13 protein-coding genes are annotated in these 15,696 nt (G+C 38.8%); 6 read left to right on the forward strand and 7 right to left on the reverse strand.

Going from position 1 to position 15,696, the window contains the following annotated elements; genetic code table 11:
• Positions 1-98: 98 nt before the first annotated feature.
• The 3 genes from AC52J8_RS11610 to AC52J8_RS11620 all read right to left on the reverse strand — a co-directional run bounded on the left by AC52J8_RS11610 (position 99) and on the right by AC52J8_RS11620 (position 2,208).
• Complete coding sequence (locus AC52J8_RS11610) at positions 99-803, reverse strand: PA4824 family protein (protein ID WP_086400049.1); 705 nt, start codon at positions 801-803, stop codon at positions 99-101.
• Positions 804-1,136: 333 nt separating this feature from the next.
• Positions 1,137-1,472, reverse strand: a complete 336-nt coding sequence (locus AC52J8_RS11615; RefSeq protein ID WP_086400051.1) for a hypothetical protein — start codon at positions 1,470-1,472, stop codon at positions 1,137-1,139.
• A gap of 181 nt (positions 1,473-1,653) precedes the next feature.
• Positions 1,654-2,208 (reverse strand): TetR/AcrR family transcriptional regulator, encoded by a 555-nt coding sequence (locus AC52J8_RS11620; protein WP_086400052.1) that lies wholly within the window; start codon positions 2,206-2,208, stop codon positions 1,654-1,656.
• A 675-nt stretch (positions 2,209-2,883) separates the two neighbouring features.
• On the opposite strand from AC52J8_RS11620, the gene AC52J8_RS11625 reads away from it, so the two are divergent.
• Positions 2,884-3,642: an HD domain-containing protein gene (locus AC52J8_RS11625; RefSeq protein WP_086400053.1), complete on the forward strand. Its 759-nt coding sequence runs from the start codon at positions 2,884-2,886 to the stop codon at positions 3,640-3,642.
• Positions 3,643-3,830: 188 nt separating this feature from the next.
• Here AC52J8_RS11625 and AC52J8_RS11630 read toward each other — a convergent pair whose 3' ends face one another.
• Together AC52J8_RS11630 and AC52J8_RS11635 are read right to left on the reverse strand one after the other, a co-directional pair.
• Positions 3,831-5,777, reverse strand: coding sequence for an acid phosphatase (locus AC52J8_RS11630; protein ID WP_086265105.1), 1,947 nt, complete (start codon positions 5,775-5,777; stop codon positions 3,831-3,833).
• A 144-nt stretch (positions 5,778-5,921) separates the two neighbouring features.
• Positions 5,922-7,295 carry an EAL domain-containing protein gene (locus tag AC52J8_RS11635; RefSeq protein ID WP_496538782.1) on the reverse strand — a complete coding sequence of 458 codons (1,374 nt, stop codon included), beginning with the start codon at positions 7,293-7,295 and terminating at the stop codon, positions 5,922-5,924.
• Positions 7,296-7,658: 363 nt separating this feature from the next.
• Between AC52J8_RS11635 and AC52J8_RS11640 the strand changes: the two genes are divergently transcribed.
• The 4 genes from AC52J8_RS11640 to AC52J8_RS11655 all read left to right on the forward strand — a co-directional run bounded on the left by AC52J8_RS11640 (position 7,659) and on the right by AC52J8_RS11655 (position 12,604).
• Positions 7,659-8,165 (forward strand): sigma-70 family RNA polymerase sigma factor, encoded by a 507-nt coding sequence (locus AC52J8_RS11640; RefSeq protein ID WP_141316225.1) that lies wholly within the window; start codon positions 7,659-7,661, stop codon positions 8,163-8,165.
• Positions 8,166-8,195: 30 nt separating this feature from the next.
• Positions 8,196-9,161: a FecR domain-containing protein gene (locus tag AC52J8_RS11645; protein ID WP_496538783.1), complete on the forward strand. Its 966-nt coding sequence runs from the start codon at positions 8,196-8,198 to the stop codon at positions 9,159-9,161.
• A gap of 58 nt (positions 9,162-9,219) precedes the next feature.
• Complete coding sequence (locus AC52J8_RS11650; protein ID WP_496538784.1) at positions 9,220-11,751, forward strand: TonB-dependent siderophore receptor; 2,532 nt, start codon at positions 9,220-9,222, stop codon at positions 11,749-11,751.
• A gap of 154 nt (positions 11,752-11,905) precedes the next feature.
• Complete coding sequence (locus AC52J8_RS11655; protein ID WP_032038354.1) at positions 11,906-12,604, forward strand: DUF1826 domain-containing protein; 699 nt, start codon at positions 11,906-11,908, stop codon at positions 12,602-12,604.
• 105 nt (positions 12,605-12,709) lie between these two features.
• On the opposite strand, the gene AC52J8_RS11660 is transcribed toward AC52J8_RS11655, so the two are convergent.
• Together AC52J8_RS11660 and AC52J8_RS11665 are read right to left on the reverse strand one after the other, a co-directional pair.
• Positions 12,710-13,168 (reverse strand): DMT family transporter, encoded by a 459-nt coding sequence (locus AC52J8_RS11660; RefSeq protein ID WP_214288748.1) that lies wholly within the window; start codon positions 13,166-13,168, stop codon positions 12,710-12,712.
• Between the two features lie 24 nt (positions 13,169-13,192).
• Positions 13,193-14,581 (reverse strand): amidohydrolase family protein, encoded by a 1,389-nt coding sequence (locus AC52J8_RS11665; protein WP_032038359.1) that lies wholly within the window; start codon positions 14,579-14,581, stop codon positions 13,193-13,195.
• 134 nt (positions 14,582-14,715) lie between these two features.
• Between AC52J8_RS11665 and AC52J8_RS11670 the strand changes: the two genes are divergently transcribed.
• Complete coding sequence (locus AC52J8_RS11670; protein ID WP_125739024.1) at positions 14,716-15,615, forward strand: LysR family transcriptional regulator; 900 nt, start codon at positions 14,716-14,718, stop codon at positions 15,613-15,615.
• The last annotated feature ends 81 nt before the right edge of the window (positions 15,616-15,696 follow it).

Consider the following 15,696-nt stretch of genomic DNA (forward strand, 5'->3'; position numbering starts at 1 on the left):
GAAAGTTTCCTTATATGAAATATATACTTATTTTTACTGTGCTCTTTTATGTTTAAAAGAGCACTTTCTGAAGGAAACTTTGCGATATTTCTAAGTTATTAAGGTAAAAATGGCTTTGTGAGAAATACAAACCCGACAGAGAAAAAAGTATTATCGTGATGAGAAATTTGGTCGCCATAACTTGCGTTTATTTGAACTAAGTCTTTATAGACCATGTATCGAATACCTGTTTGGTAAAAGGCATCATTTCGATCATTACCATATACTTCGGCAGTGAGCGTTAATGGATGAGTAAGTTGTGTTTCGGTTCCAATTCCCCACGTGGTTTGATTTTTATGTGTGGTATTTTCACGTAACCATCCCATATTGGCATGGATTAAAAACTTATCATCCAAAGTAGAAAGACTTAAAGGAACATTAACCGTCCAATCTTTCTTTGAAGAATCCTTAGTATTGATTTGAGTGCCAAAAGAAAAGCCGATTCCCCAATCATTCGTTTCTAAAGGCTTTAATAAGGTCTTACCTTGTAGAGTTGCATAACTGACATGCTCAGTATCATCATTTACTCTCCCCATCCCTACAGCAAATTCAAAATTGCCACCAAAATTACAGGCTGGTGTTGCCCAATATTCTTTGCTGTCAGAGTTATGCTGTGCCCATATTTCTAGCTGACAAGTTTTTGGAGAAACAAGAGCCGCATCGTCAACAACCATAGGTCGTCCACTATAGCTTGCATTAGATAATACGAATAAACAGAAACTAGAAATAAGTGAGCGTTTCTTTAAAGTAAATAACACTGGCATCACTCCCATAAGTCATGGAGCACATGCAAGTACTGCAACCCAACATAATTAGATCATGGGTTAATAATAGAAATGAAAAGATGAAAATAAAAAACCTCTTCTTGCATCCACAAAAAGAGGTCTGTCAGGACTTCAGTGGATACTTAGACTATTACCGATCGACTATTGTCACTCGAGCAAGTACTCACATTGAAGCTCCTAAAAATTAGTTGGGCGGATTCTAAAATTCCCGTTGTTAAATATCAAGTTAAAATTTCATGACAATCTAGGTTATAAAACATTCACTTATACTCTTCAATTAAAAATAATTGCTTACTAGAATCCTAATATTCTCTATATATAAATATTCAACTCTGTCTCTTTTTCTAATGCCATTTCAAGTAAAGACTTCAGAATAAATAAATATTCAATATCTGGATAATCACTTATATATTGATTTGTAGTACTAAGTACATCTTTCAAAACCTCTTGACCCGTAATTTTTTCGTCCTCGCCTGTGCTAATCATTAATCCAAATTTATTATTTAATTCATCGAAGTATCCTATATCCCATAAGCTATTAATCTTATCTTCTTCTAGGGGGACTATTGTCATGGTATTTGGATCATCTTTACCATAATCATGTTTTTTAACAGCTTCTTGATCATGTGGAACAATTAAACATATCATTTTTTAACTCTGATTATGAAAAGCATAAAATATGCTGTAAGTTGATATTTCACTTAAGAACGTTTCATCTTTCAATATTTGATTGCTCACTAAGCTCTAAACTCTCTTCACTATTGATATACTTTTATAACTTCTAATCATTACACAGAGTTTCTGATCAATAAACTTATAATATTTCCCCTCACCCACCCCCCACAAAAAAACACTCAAGCACTCTCTCCCGCTCGATTGCCACATCCGAACTTAGAAGCTGAATAATTGCACCTTCAATCATATATAGAAATAGCTTAGCGTCTTGAAAGGTAGCATCGGTTTTGAGTTTTATAAGCTGGCTATAAATTTCATTAAGCAGCCATGTTCTATATCTCACTGCCGTTATATAGGCTTTTGGATAGGCTAGTTTCGTTTCAAAAAATGCTTTAAATAATAGGTAGTACATTCCCTCTAAATCTGTGTGTAGGTAATAAAGTTTCTTGAGTTTATCCTTCACGTTTGTGCCTTGGTCGTACTGAGCTATTGAAACTACTTTTTCTTTTAAACGTTCTTTTTGTACGATCAAACAGATTTCAACAAATCGCTCTTTAGAGTGAAAATAATTATAAAAAGTGGCTTTCGGAATTTTTGACTCTTTAACGATTCTATCTACCCCAACGGTATGAAAGCCACGATGGTGAAATAAATCAATCGACTTATTGATGACTTGAATAGCACGTGTTGAGAGAACTAAATTTGGCATAGTCTTACCGTTAGAAATTATTGTTGTTTCTAAATGAGATACTTTTTTGGGAGAAAAAAGGCACAGCAAAGCCCGTAAGACTGTGCTTGGCACATCTCAAGTTTTATTGTTGATTAAGTTTTAAGACGAAGTAATTTAAAGCCTGAAAACCTTACGGCGATCAAACTGCTTTAAACGTTTAAGCTGTGTCGTTATAGCTTTTGGCAAAGGCTGCCAAGAAATAATGGATGTGCAAAGCCAACTCCTTTTTATTGGGAGTTCTGCCAGACATTAGAATTATGGTGGCAGAACGAAAGGGGTTAGCAGACTGGTCAAACGTGGCCAGCACACCCGAAGGTGTCCCCCTCCGTTCCGCCATAGAGGGGGCACGAGGGCTCAACACTAGAAGCACGAAACTTCTAATGTACGTTTGATACGGTCTGCTAAAACCGACTGGCAATGTAGGCCAGCAGGCAAAGGATAGTAGCCCGCCCTCTTTCAGTCAAGCACACAAAATGACATTTGCTTTAAAATAGATCATTAAAAAGTAAGGATAAATAATTAAAATTTATTGTTAAATTGAGGTTTATAAAACGCCTATCAATCAAAGCTCCATCGAGGTCTTAAAAGATACAACTTGCAAAAAATCATTTATAGCAATATTTTAGAGCAATTACTCTAAAATGAGATCTAATAATGAAAACTAAAAGAATTGGTTCGTATCACTGGATGCAAGCTACCAATGGTCAGCTCAGCTTCAAAGATAAAATTAAGTTAATTCAAAAAATTATACTGCCAAGTGTTATGGCTTCTATAAAAATAAATTACTTTCGATTCAAAACTTCTCATGATTTTGATATTGATCAGATCGTAATACCAGATAGTCAAATGGTTAAAGTCGCGCTTGATGAGCTCGAAACTAAAGCAAGTATATCTATCTATAATCATTCATGGCGAACCTATTTCTGGGGAGCTGCCCTAGGCCATATACAAAAACAGCAATTTGATGATGAATCACTTTTAATAGCCTCACTTTTTCATGATATTGGCTTAACTGAGCAACATATTCATAGTAAAGGTTGTAACTGTTTTACCTATGAGAGTGCTAAACAATTTGAGCTAAAGGCTAAAGAACAAAGCTTTGATGAGAAGAAAAGTGAAGTCATTAAAGATGCTATCTGCTTACATATGAACGGCTATATAGATCATTCTGACCCTGTAGAAATTGCGCTATTACAACAAGGCGCATCCTGTGATGTGATTAGCGATGGTCTATATAAACTCCCTCTATCTTTTCAAAAGGAAATTTTAGAAAAGTATCCTAGAAAACAGTTTAATAAAGAATTTATTGAGCTTATTGATTTAGAAAGCAAGAATGTACCAAATTCTCGGACTAGTCTATTAAGTAGTCTTGGTTTACCACTCATGATTAATTCAAATTTATTTAAAGAGTAGAAATATTAATATTTATAAAGTGCTTACACCAAGTATTGGAACATCCTGAGTTGGATTCATTGTGACAAAGACATATCTCTTAGATTTAGAGTTCTGCCACTACATTAAAGTTATAGTGGCAGAACCAAAGAGTCTTAGCAGACTAACCCTATAGGTCAATATGCAAAGAATAAGCTTCAATACTCAACTTATGACACCGTAAACTTAACACTATTATTTTGATAGATTGGCGTAATATCCTTGCCGTTGAGTGTCACTTTTTTGTAGGTGCCTTGGACTTTTTTAGCTGATAACACCGTATAAGTTCCTGCTGCTAAATTATCTTTTGTGACGAGCTGCAATGTTCCATTTAAAGTAAGGGTATTTGCCACCTGAACTGCTGGAAGTACATTCGATTTAAAAGTGATGTTAAATGTGGTCCCTGCAAGCTGAGTTAAATTACCCGCAATGATAACTGTTTTAGCTGAGTTGGTTTTTAATAAGCTGTTTTCATGCATGTAAATATCGCCTTGACCACCACCATGCTCAGACAATATTTCTAAACCACCCTGTTTTAAATCAATACCACCAGTAAATGAGTTATTTCCTGTCAGTGCTAAAGTTCCTGTACCTGATTTGGTCAGTTTACCCGCACCCGTAATATCATTACTCCATTGGTCATATTGATTAAAGCCACCTAAATTGGCATCCATGGCCAGATTTACATCACCATCAAAACTGCCATACCCTGCACCCGCTCTAAACAGGTTTAAGCGACCATAACCTTCGACGTCATCCATGACTGGATAACCTGACGCAAGCGCAGTCGATTTCAAAACTACACGGCGCTGATCGGCAGTTAAATAAGGAAGTCGAGTTTCCAATAAAACTTCAGCTCCCTTAGGCACCGTCGCTATTTTTGTTTTATCGCCAATTTGATTAAAACCATAAGTCATCCAGTGGCTAACCTGCTGTTTTAATTTTTCAAGATCGGCGAAACGGTCTTTCGCGTCATAAGGTGTTTTAGCCAAACTATAAAACGATTCAAATGTTGAGCTGTTGGTTTCTTTCATGAGCTGTGTTTGAGCTTGTAGATAAGCTTCTTTTCGTTGCTCAACAGTCATCGCATTTAAGTTTGCAACATCTGCAGCAATCGACTGAAGTCGTCCGCCAATCACGTCCATCGCTGAATGCATTCCCGCGATAATACGTGAATCACCCAAGTCTAGACCACGCGCAACGAGTTCCTGATAGCGTTGAGGCACTAAATAGGCCATCGCAATTGCATTTCGGCCAGCTTCGGCAGTATGTCCGCTTGGGAAACCACCGTCAGTTGTAGGTGAACTACTTTTTGCCGATTCTAAACTAGGTACAACAATGACTTCTGAACTCCAGCGCCACGGACGAGCATATTTATAAAAACGTTTTGCTGGCTCTGTCGATGAGTTATTTCCCATCGCTTGCACAAATTCAACGACTTTACCAAAATTGGCATTTCCATCGGCCGTAGTCAGCCCACTATTATTTCCTTTGTCATCATATTTTACTTGTGCAGCGTCGGCTGGCACTGAATTGATTGTGGTGGTCTGCCCTGTGAGTTTTCTCCAAGGATCGGTTAATGCTCCCATTCCTGTCGTTACGCTATAACTTTTTCCACGTCTATCATCTAAATAGGCCCGAATAGCTTCTTCATCTGTACGTTTATGCGTAGTTTGAATTGAATAGTTAATGTTGTAATTCAATACATCTGCATTCTTTTTTATACCGTCCGTACTGTCGCCCGGTAAACCTGTCCAGTTTGATTCGACTACAGCCGGAAAACCATCTCTTGCCTCAGCAGATTGGCCTGCATCTACAAATAAACTTGAAGGCGTCCATACATCTAAAAACCCGCTCAGCACACGTACGCCAGCATTTGTTTCAACCGTGGCATATCGTGCATCACCACGTTGATTGGTCGTCCACGAATCTACAATGGTGGTGATATTTGATGGAACTGGAGCAGTATCTTCAAAGCCAATACCCTTTGGCACCGCTGGTATTTCTTGGTTTGCTGCGGAATTATCATCTGAGCTATTGCTATCATTACACCCCGTAAAAAAGACTGAACAAGAGATAAGAGAAAGTAGAAGTGTATTTATTTTAAAGCTTGACATGATGTGATCCGTTTAATAAATATCCGTATCTTTCACCATGAATGTTTAGCTGGTATTACATATTTAAAATTAATTTAAATTTTTCTAAACAATATTAACTCTCTTTTTACTTTCTATACTTAACTGCTGAAATACCTGTTTTGCCTATTTTTTGAAATGAGATAACAGTTTTAAAAAGTCATTTAAAGGCATGGGGCATCCCCACAAATAGCCTTGAAACTCAGTGCATCCATTACTTTTAAAAGCACTAAATTGTTCATGAGTTTCAATGCCTTCTACTAACACGCGAAGGTTTAAATCCAGACCAATTTTAATAATGCCAGTGACTAATTTATTACTGCGTTTATCATCCAATGCTGCCTGTACAAAGCTACGATCAATTTTGATTTGGCTGATGGGCATTTTTTGTAGATAGCTTAAAGATGAATAACCTGTACCAAAATCATCAAGAGAAAGCTGAACTCCTTGTTTAGATAAGAACTGCATTTTTTCGATCATACTCACACAATTCGTTAAAGCAATATTTTCAGTAATTTCTAATATGAGCCGAGATGGATTGATGTCATATTGCTGAATCAACCCAATCAGAGTTTGCTCAAACTTTGGTTGCATGAAGTGATCAGGACTAATGTTGATTGAAAGCGTAAGATCTTTAGTCTCGGCTTTTTTGCTCCAGTCTTGTAAAATTTTGCAGGCTTGAGCCAATACCCATTCCCCAATCTCTGGCATTAAGCCAAAACTTTGTGCCGATGGAATAAAATCTTTTGTAGGAATATATCCTGAAACAGGATGATGCCATCTTAATAAGGCTTCCGCACCTATCAGTGTTTCAGAGGCATTGACTTGTGGTTGATAAAAAAGCTCAAACTGTTGTTTAGCAAGCGCTAATCGTAAGTCTTTCACCATGCTGTTTTCTATTTGTATCTCTAATTGCATGGTATAAATTGAAATGCAAATCATGAGTGTCGCAACACAAGTTGCAATCCATCCGCCATGATCACGAATATCTTCAGATAGCGGTATAGCACTCTCAAGATTAAAAGAGCTGCCACTAAAAAATATAAAACACCCAATCGACAATAAAATTAAAATGAATTGTAAATAACTTGGGTCTCTGCGGTAATTCAAATACCCCAATATCGCCCCAGCGGGTAAAAACAAATGAGCTACCTGTGGACGATCAACGGTAGCTATATCAAAAAATAGGCAAAAAACGACTGGAAAAACGAGAAGAACCGATTGTGAGAGGAGAATACCCGCTGAAATGCGGTTTATATAAATGAGAAAAAGGCTAAATATGGAGATCAGTGTAAAAAAGATGTCCATATAAACAATTAACCACATTTGTGAAAATGCAAAATATATGGTCCAAAACAAACAAAAAATAATACAAATAAAGATGTTTGCTTTTGCTGCGATTGTAAGCTGCTGATCTTTTACGGTACAGTAATTTTTTTTGCGTTTTTTAAAGTAAGACGAAGCTATCATAAATAAATCAACCGTAAAATATTTCTTCATAAACCCCAAGCTTGATCAGTGATATACCCTGTCAGTTTTCATCAATAAAACCTCATGTTTTATTTATTTTTATATGACTCATCTTGAGGTGGGTGTTGTTTTAATTGTGGTGGCACAGTCCGGTTGTTTAATTGAATAATTTTGTTTTTCAGTCACCTTATTATTTTAAAGTATTATCCCCTAACGATACATGCGTCTGAGACTAAGGTACAGGCCCTAAGTAGCGAAAAATTAGAGCATAAGAATTTTTAGAATATAGAACTCTATTTATTGATATTAATAATAATTATCATTACTATTTAAGAATAATTTAACTGTGTGTTTAATTGTGCTACTCATTGCCAATTTGTGGACTCCGCCGCTATGAACTTCAATGTAGAGAAACAGGTATGGTTTAGCCAAATTTACCGTTCTCAGCAAACTACGCTTTTATCATGGTTTAAACACAAACTTCAGCACCATCATCAATCTGAAGATCTGAGTCAGGAAGTGTTTTATCGTGCTTTAAAAAGTGAATATTGTTTTAAAAAAATTAAGGAACCACAGGCATGGCTTATGGGCATCGCCAAACATGTCATGATTGACTATTGGCGTCGTCAGCATATTGAAAACCTATATCTTCATGCCCTACAGCATCTTCCAGAAGAATATTATCCCTCTGCTGAACATGAAGTTTATATTCAAGAAACCCTATATCAGGTTCATTTAATATTAGAAAAACTGCCTACCCGCACGGCTCAGGTCTTTTTGATGTCTCAGCTAGACGGCATGACTTATAAAGAAATTAGTGAAAAAATGAATATTTCTGAAGCCACTGTGAAAAGAGATATGAAACAAGCTTTTTTGGCTTGTATAGACCTCTATAATTAACCCCTTTCAACGCGCTCAAATTTCTACTGTATGTCAGCTATTAATAAAATTCCTCCTCATGTTTTAGATGCAGCCGCAGACTGGTTGGTAATCTTACATTCGGGTGAAATGACAGCATTACAGCAACAACAATTTGAGCAGTGGAAAGCCGAAAAAAAAGAACACCAGTTAGCACTCCAGCAAATGGAAAAATTTAGCCACGGTTTATCAAACCTTGCAGGTAACTTCCCTTCCGAAGCTTTAGTTCAGTCTAATCAAAAATTTAATCTTGCTGCAAAACGCAATATGCTGTTAAGCCTTTCAGGTTTAGTCATCGTTGGTTTGTCTGCCTATTTCATACCTTGGGAAAAATGGCAGTCGGACTACCACACCAAAGTGGGTGAAATTAGAAAAGTATCGTTAAAAGATGGCTCACAACTGATTATGGCAAGTGATTGCTATGTCGATGTACATTTCACGCAAGAGAAACGTCAGATAAAACTGATTGATGGGGAAATTTATGTTGAAACAGCAAAGGATGCTCAACATCGGCCATTTATTGTCGAAACCAAGAATGGTTCAGTAGAAGCCTTAGGTACTCAATTTACGGTTCGCCAAGAAAATAGCGAACAGACCAAAGTCAAAGTCTATAAACATGCGGTCGCAATTGAACCCGAGAAGTCATCTAAACGCCAAATATTAAAACAAGGTCAACGTGCTTTTTTTGATGAAAAATATATTTCAAAAGCTCTTCCTCTCGATAACGATCAGCCCTATTGGACCCAACAGCTTTTGGTCGTAGATCAGTGGCTACTTCAAAAAGTGCTGGATGAGCTATTTCGTTATAAAAAAGGAACTTACCATCTTGACCCTGAATTAAAAAATATAAAAATTTCTGGCGTATTTTCTCTAAAGAACCCTGAGCAAAGCTTAGAAACTTTGGCCTATAGCCATCAACTTGAGCTGACCTATTACAGTCCCTATTTGTTAAATATTAAAAAAGATAAAAAAATGTGACCCTTTTTTTGATCTGGTTCGACTTATAGAGAAATAAACTCCCTGTCGAGAAGACCACATGAAGGATTATCAAGCAAAAAGTAAATTGGCTTTGGCTATACGTACAGTGCTATGGAGTACGCCATTGGTGGTCACGGCGCTTACCTCAACGTCTATTTACGCTGCGCAAACTTACAGTATTTCAATTCGGCAGAGCACGCTTAATCAGGCCATTAAGCAACTGGCAATTCAAACAGGCACAACCATTAGCTACGATAATGCCAGTCTTTCAAAAACAAAAAGCAAAGCGCTTAACGGCAATTACGCTGTTGAAGATGCTTTAAGTCTGTTATTACAAAGTCACCCATTTGAAGCCGTTAAAGTCAACAATGGTGGTTACAGCATCCGAGTGAAGGCTCCACCCGCTCCAATTGAACCCAAAGTTTTTCAGTTAGAAGCCATTAAAACAAAAGCGAATAACAATAATGAATTTGATACGGCAGGCAGTGAAACAGGTACGGCTCATTTAGCAACGATTCATGTTAATGCTGATCATGGTGAAAATTTAACAACCGAAGGTTCAGGTTTATATACCGCGAAAGCCACTACTGCCTCTACAGGCTTAGCTTTAAGTTTAAAAGAGACACCTCAGCTGGTCAGCGTAATCACCAACCAACAAATGAAAGATCAGAATCTCACCCAATTAACCGATGTTGTCAGTCAAGCAGCAGGACTCTCTATTAAACAAGGCGGCAATATTGGTAGTGATAATTCACCTCTTTACGCTCGCGGCAAAGAAGTAGATAGCTATTTACTCGATGGCGTGAAGCTCATGAGTTCATATGCAAGTATTTTCCAGAGTCAAGACATGGCTTTATTTGACCGTGTCGAAGTCGTGCGAGGTGCAAATGGCCTAATGACAGGTGCTGGCAGTGCAAGCGCAAGTATTAATCTGGTCCGAAAAAAACCATTACAGGACTTTAAGGCTTCGGTGAGTGCTGACATTGGTTCATGGGATTCTTATCGTACCGATATTGATGTTTCCGCACCTCTTAATGAGTCTGGAAGTATTCGTGGTCGTACTCTTTTTGCCTACCAAAAGTCTGACTCTTATCTCGACCGCTACAACGAAGAACGCAAAGTTGCTTATGCAGTCGTAGAAGCTGATTTAACTGACCGAACCAAAGCAAGTTTAGGTGCAAGTTACCAACAAATCGACTTGTCTGGTGTCGCTAGAGGTGGTTTGCCAAGCTTTTATACAGATGGCACGCTCATTAATTGGTCCCGTTCAGATTCAGCGGCAGCAAGTTGGACGGGTTCAGACCGCTCAACGACATCTTACTTTGCTGATATTGAACATCAATTTAATGACCGTTGGAAATTAAAAGGTGTAGTGTCTAGAACCATTACAGATTCAGATGAAATTGTAGGTTATACCTTCTCAAGTAAAGGGATCGATAAAGCTACTGGTAGTGGAGCGATGTTATACGCAACCCGTTGGGATTATCGTCCAACTCAAGACTTGTTCAATTTAACCTTGAATGGTTCATTTGATTTGTTTAATCAAACTCATGACGTGGTGTTAGGTACGACTTACACAAAAAGTAAAAATAAACGTCCTACCTATTCTGGCTGGAATAACGGAATGACATGGGACGGCACTCTAAACAATATTTTTGCTTGGGATGGCAATACACCTAACCGCCCCGAAACAAAAATAGATGGTTGGTACAGTGGAGATGATCGTAGCCAATCTATTTTTGGTGCTGTTCGTCTTAAAGCCACCGACAATCTTGCGGTTATTTTAGGTACACGGATTGAAGACTGGGAACGCGTAACGGGCAACCATTCAGATGCAGATAATACAACTACCTACACAACCCAAGAAGAAAGCGGCAAGGTAATTCCTTATGTGGGCATTACCTATGATTTCTTTGACAACTGGACTGCTTACGCAAACTACACCAATATTTTTTCACCACAAGATAAGAAAGCCGTTACAGGCGAATATATAGACCCATTAATAGGTAATAGTACCGAGCTGGGTATTAAGGGTGAGTTTTTTGATAATCAGTTGAATATCGGAGCTGCTATTTATCAAACTGAAGAAGACAATACAGCGATCGCATTAACTAATGTATTTGCCCCAGATGGTTCTCAAGCGTATCGAACAGAATCTGGCGCCAAAAGTCGCGGTTTTGAAATTGAAGCGACAGGTAAGTTGACTGATTTATGGCAAGTTTCAACAAGCTTTAGCCGTAACTTATCAAAAGATAGCCAAGACAACCGATTAAATACCGGTGTGCCAAATAACACAGTCAAACTGTTTACCACCTATACCCTGCCTTATCTTGATGAAGCCCTGACCATTGGTGGCGGTGTTCGTTGGCAAAGCGAAATCTATGAAAAAAATGCGGTCTCTGCAACAGGTAGATTTACTCAAGAAAGTTACGCTTTAGTCGACTTAATGGCACGTTATAAGGTCAACAATAATCTAATGCTCAACTTTAATGTTAATAACTTATTTAATGAGAAATACCATTTAGGCACCACAAATAGCTATTACGGCGCTCCGACTAATTTTCGAGTGGGTGTTAAATATGAGTGGTAAATAAATTACTCGACCTTTAAAGACCTTACTTCAGAGGCAAATAATGTTCTTCTGAAGTAAGTTTAAGCTGGCGTAATAAATTGCAAGGGAATATTTTTTAGCTAAGCTCAGGCTATAATATTAGACATGCTCTATTATTTTATTTAATTCTCCTATGAAGAATGCGTTTTCTGACAGCAAACAAATTAGACAAGTGTCTAGTTTCCCTGAACTTGTAAATACAAAGTTTCAAGGAGAGACAAATGCGATTTGCTGGCACAGAAATTTGGTTGGCGACTTTAAAGAGATTGTGAGTAAACTTCATTTAAAAGAAAATATTACAGAAGTTTCTGTTGAAGACCTTTTAGCGCTACAACTTTCAGAAAAAGGCAATCTGGCAAGAAAAACTATTTTAGAAGATATCGAGCAGTTAACTGATTTCGGCGCATCGCCAGTACTTAACTTACTTAAACATTATGAACGCGATGAAGAGCTAGGCTTCATTTCAACAGATGTATATTCATTTCATGTTGATCGCTCTCCAATTGAAACCGATACATTCTTATGTACCTATCACGGCGCTGCCAGTGATATTGTGCCCAATAATCAGGTTGAACAAAAAGTTTTAATTCCCGAAATTAGAGAAAAGCTCAAAGAATTACATGATGGCCCAGAAGCTGAATTTGAAGCATTTTTGGCAGAGTATTTTTTTGATTTGCATTATCAGCCTAAACCCGCTGCCCAACCTGTAAATTTAGGCACGGGACATATTTGGCGTTTGGCCGTAGATCATCCAACTCAAAAGGTTTTGCCTTGTGTTCATCGAGCACCTGTTGAAAAAGATGGTGAATATCGATTGCTGTTGATTTGTTAAATGTTTAGGTGGCTCACTGGTCTTTAATGACTGAAATATATTGCCACCCCATGACTGGAATGGCTTGAAGTCACTTTATATCAACAATATTGGTTTTAAAGCCTCTTATCTGTCACCGAAAAGAGCAATCCCTAGACCTATCAGCATGACCAGTGTTCCACATAGTTTAAACATGGAAACTGGTCGTTCGGCCGCCCCTAGTAATCCAAAATGATCAATCAACAATGACGAGATAATTTGTCCAGCAATTGCCAGCCCCAGCAAAGCCGATAACCCGATTCTAGGTGCAAGGACTACGTAGCTCAGTAATGCGCAAGAACCTAGAACCCCACCTAAAAGGGTCCACCACGGCTGGGTTGGAATAGCGATCAGCGAAGTAGCTATTCCTCCTCGCATTAGAGAATAAATCCCAAGGCATACCGCACCAGCAGTAAATGAAAATAATGCCGCAGCGACAGAATTCCCGCCTATACCTTTAGCCAGTTGGCCATTCAATGTGGTTTGTAGAGTAATCCCCAGCCCCGCACCAAAAGCCATGAGGTAATAGATAACATTTATAGACATATTGTTTGCTCCCTCTTAGACAACTTATTCCAGAGGTAGAAACGTCTCGGTAAAAATATCTGGAGTATAACCAGCCGCAACGAAAAGATGCTGGCGAGATTCATCAATCGCTGCACGAAGTTGCTCACTGTCCACACCCAACACTTTACCGTCACGTTTAACGATTCTTCCACCAATCATCACCGTATCGATATTGCTGCGTTCAGTTGCATGAACAACCGTGCCAAATGCATTACCAGACGGATAAAGGTTAATGTCATCCGTTCGAATTAATATCAGGTCAGCTTGTTTACCGGGTGTCAGGCTGCCGATTTTTTCTTGCAGACCTGCACAAGTAGCACCATCAGCCGTTGCAGCTTTGAGAAGGTTTTGCGCCTGAAAGGTCACTGGCGAATGTGCCGAACCACAACATTTGTTTTGGTGCATGCCCATTACACGCTGTAAGTAAAATGCTACGCGCATTTCCATAAACATATCGCCACTATAAGACGTTTCATTATCTACACTCAAACCAGGTCTAATGCCATGACGTAGAGCCGATTGCATGGCAAACATACCGTCTTCGATACCATAGTGAGCATCTGATCGTGGGCATACGTTTACTCGCACTCCAGCTTCGCGCAAAATTTTCCATCCAGCATCTGGCAGCGAGGTACAGTGGTTAAAGATATTATCTGGCCCTAACAGACCTTGTTGATGCAGACCCTCTAATGCAGCAGCCATTTCCCCACCAAAAAATTCAGTAATGATTGGTAGCCCTAATCTGCGTGCCTCAGCCCATAATTCGGGTTCTAACTGAGCCATGGCAGCTAATGATACCAAACCGTTTTTACTATTTTTAAAATATTTTTCTTGAAGACGTTCGAGATTACTAGGCCAGTTCGCTCTATCCCAATCTCCTGTTACTGGTGCACCAGAAGCGTGTACAGCCCGAATACCAGCATCTAGTAAAGCTTCAACAGCCGCATCAGAGTGGGCCGCACTGCGACTATTGTGTGAGTTATCAATCAATGTTGTGATACCCGCATCTATACAACCTAGAGCTGTAAGCAAATTACCGATGTACATATCTGCTGGGCGATAATACTTGGCAAAAGAATAATGCGTCGCGTTGCAATAGTCTTCTAAGCTTTCGGCATTCGGATTAATCCGTCGTAATTGTCCTTCCCATGAATGTCGATGAGTATCAACCATACCCGGCATCGCGATCATATTGGATGCATCAATAATAGCTGCACCTTCGGCTTCTAAATTTTCACCAACGGCGATAATCGTACCGTTCTCGATAAGAATATCTCCGCGAACCATGTTCCCAATTACGCTATCCATGCTTAGGATCGTCGCCCCGCGAATCAGTGTTCTATTTGGCGAAGACTCAGTCAGCTGCACTATGTTTCTGTTGTAATCAGTCATCATTATTCCAACTTCTCAAATGTATGCTGAAAATCTATCTGAAGTGATAATGCTGAAAAAGCTGGTTAAACTGTTTTTATTATTCAGTAAAAACGAATAATCTAAGAGTGTGAGTATAGTATTGGAACAAAGGTATGAGATTGGATCGTATTCAGGCAATGCAGATTTTTGTTCGGGTGGCAGAAGCTGGGAGCTTTATCCACGCGGCAGAAGCACTTTCACTACCCGCTTCAACAGTCACCAGCACAGTTAAAAATCTTGAAAAGTATTTACAGGTACGCCTGTTAAATAGGACAACGAGACGGGTTAGCCTGACTCCAGAGGGAGCAGAATATCTCATCCAGTGCCGAGAAATAATCGACCTCATTGAACACACCGAATCCAACCTGACTAACGCCATCAAACAGCCACAGGGCCGATTACGAGTTGATATGCCTGCGGGCATTGCTCATTCGGTCATCATGCCCAATCTGCAAGAGTTTCAACAGCGTTACCCTGATATTTATCTCATGATAGGTGTCAGCGATAGACAAGTAGACCTGATTAAGGAAGGCGTGGACTGTGTAATCCGCATGGGAAATTTAGAGAACTCCACGCTGGTAGCCCGCCCTCTTGGTGAGTTTCACTGGGTCACATGCGCTTCAGCTGCATATTTAAAAGAAAATGGATTTCCACAAACTCCCAATGATTTGGAACATCACCGAGCTATTCATTATTTCTCAGGGAGCAACAGACACGCTGGTGAAATGCGCTTTGTACGAAATGAAGAAAAAAAAACCGTACAAATGAATGGTACTGTTGCCGTTAATGAAACTGAGCTTTATATCAAAATGTGCCTTGAAGGATATGGCCTCGCTCAACTTGCAGAAAGACTTGTGATAGATCACTTAAAAGAAAAACGACTAATCGCAGTATTACAAGACTGGTGTCCACCACCTGTTGCCGTGACTTTACTTTATCCACATCAGCGTTTTCTTTCACCAGCAGTACGGGTGTTTTCTGACTGGATAGACGAGCTCATTAGGAATTATTAAACCAACTCACTTTAAAAGACCTTTTTTTAAGATCTCGCAATGAAACTCAGGTAATTATTGAAATAAAGAGATAAATTCGGA

The sequence above is a fragment of the Acinetobacter sp. S-1 genome (genome assembly GCF_059579785.1).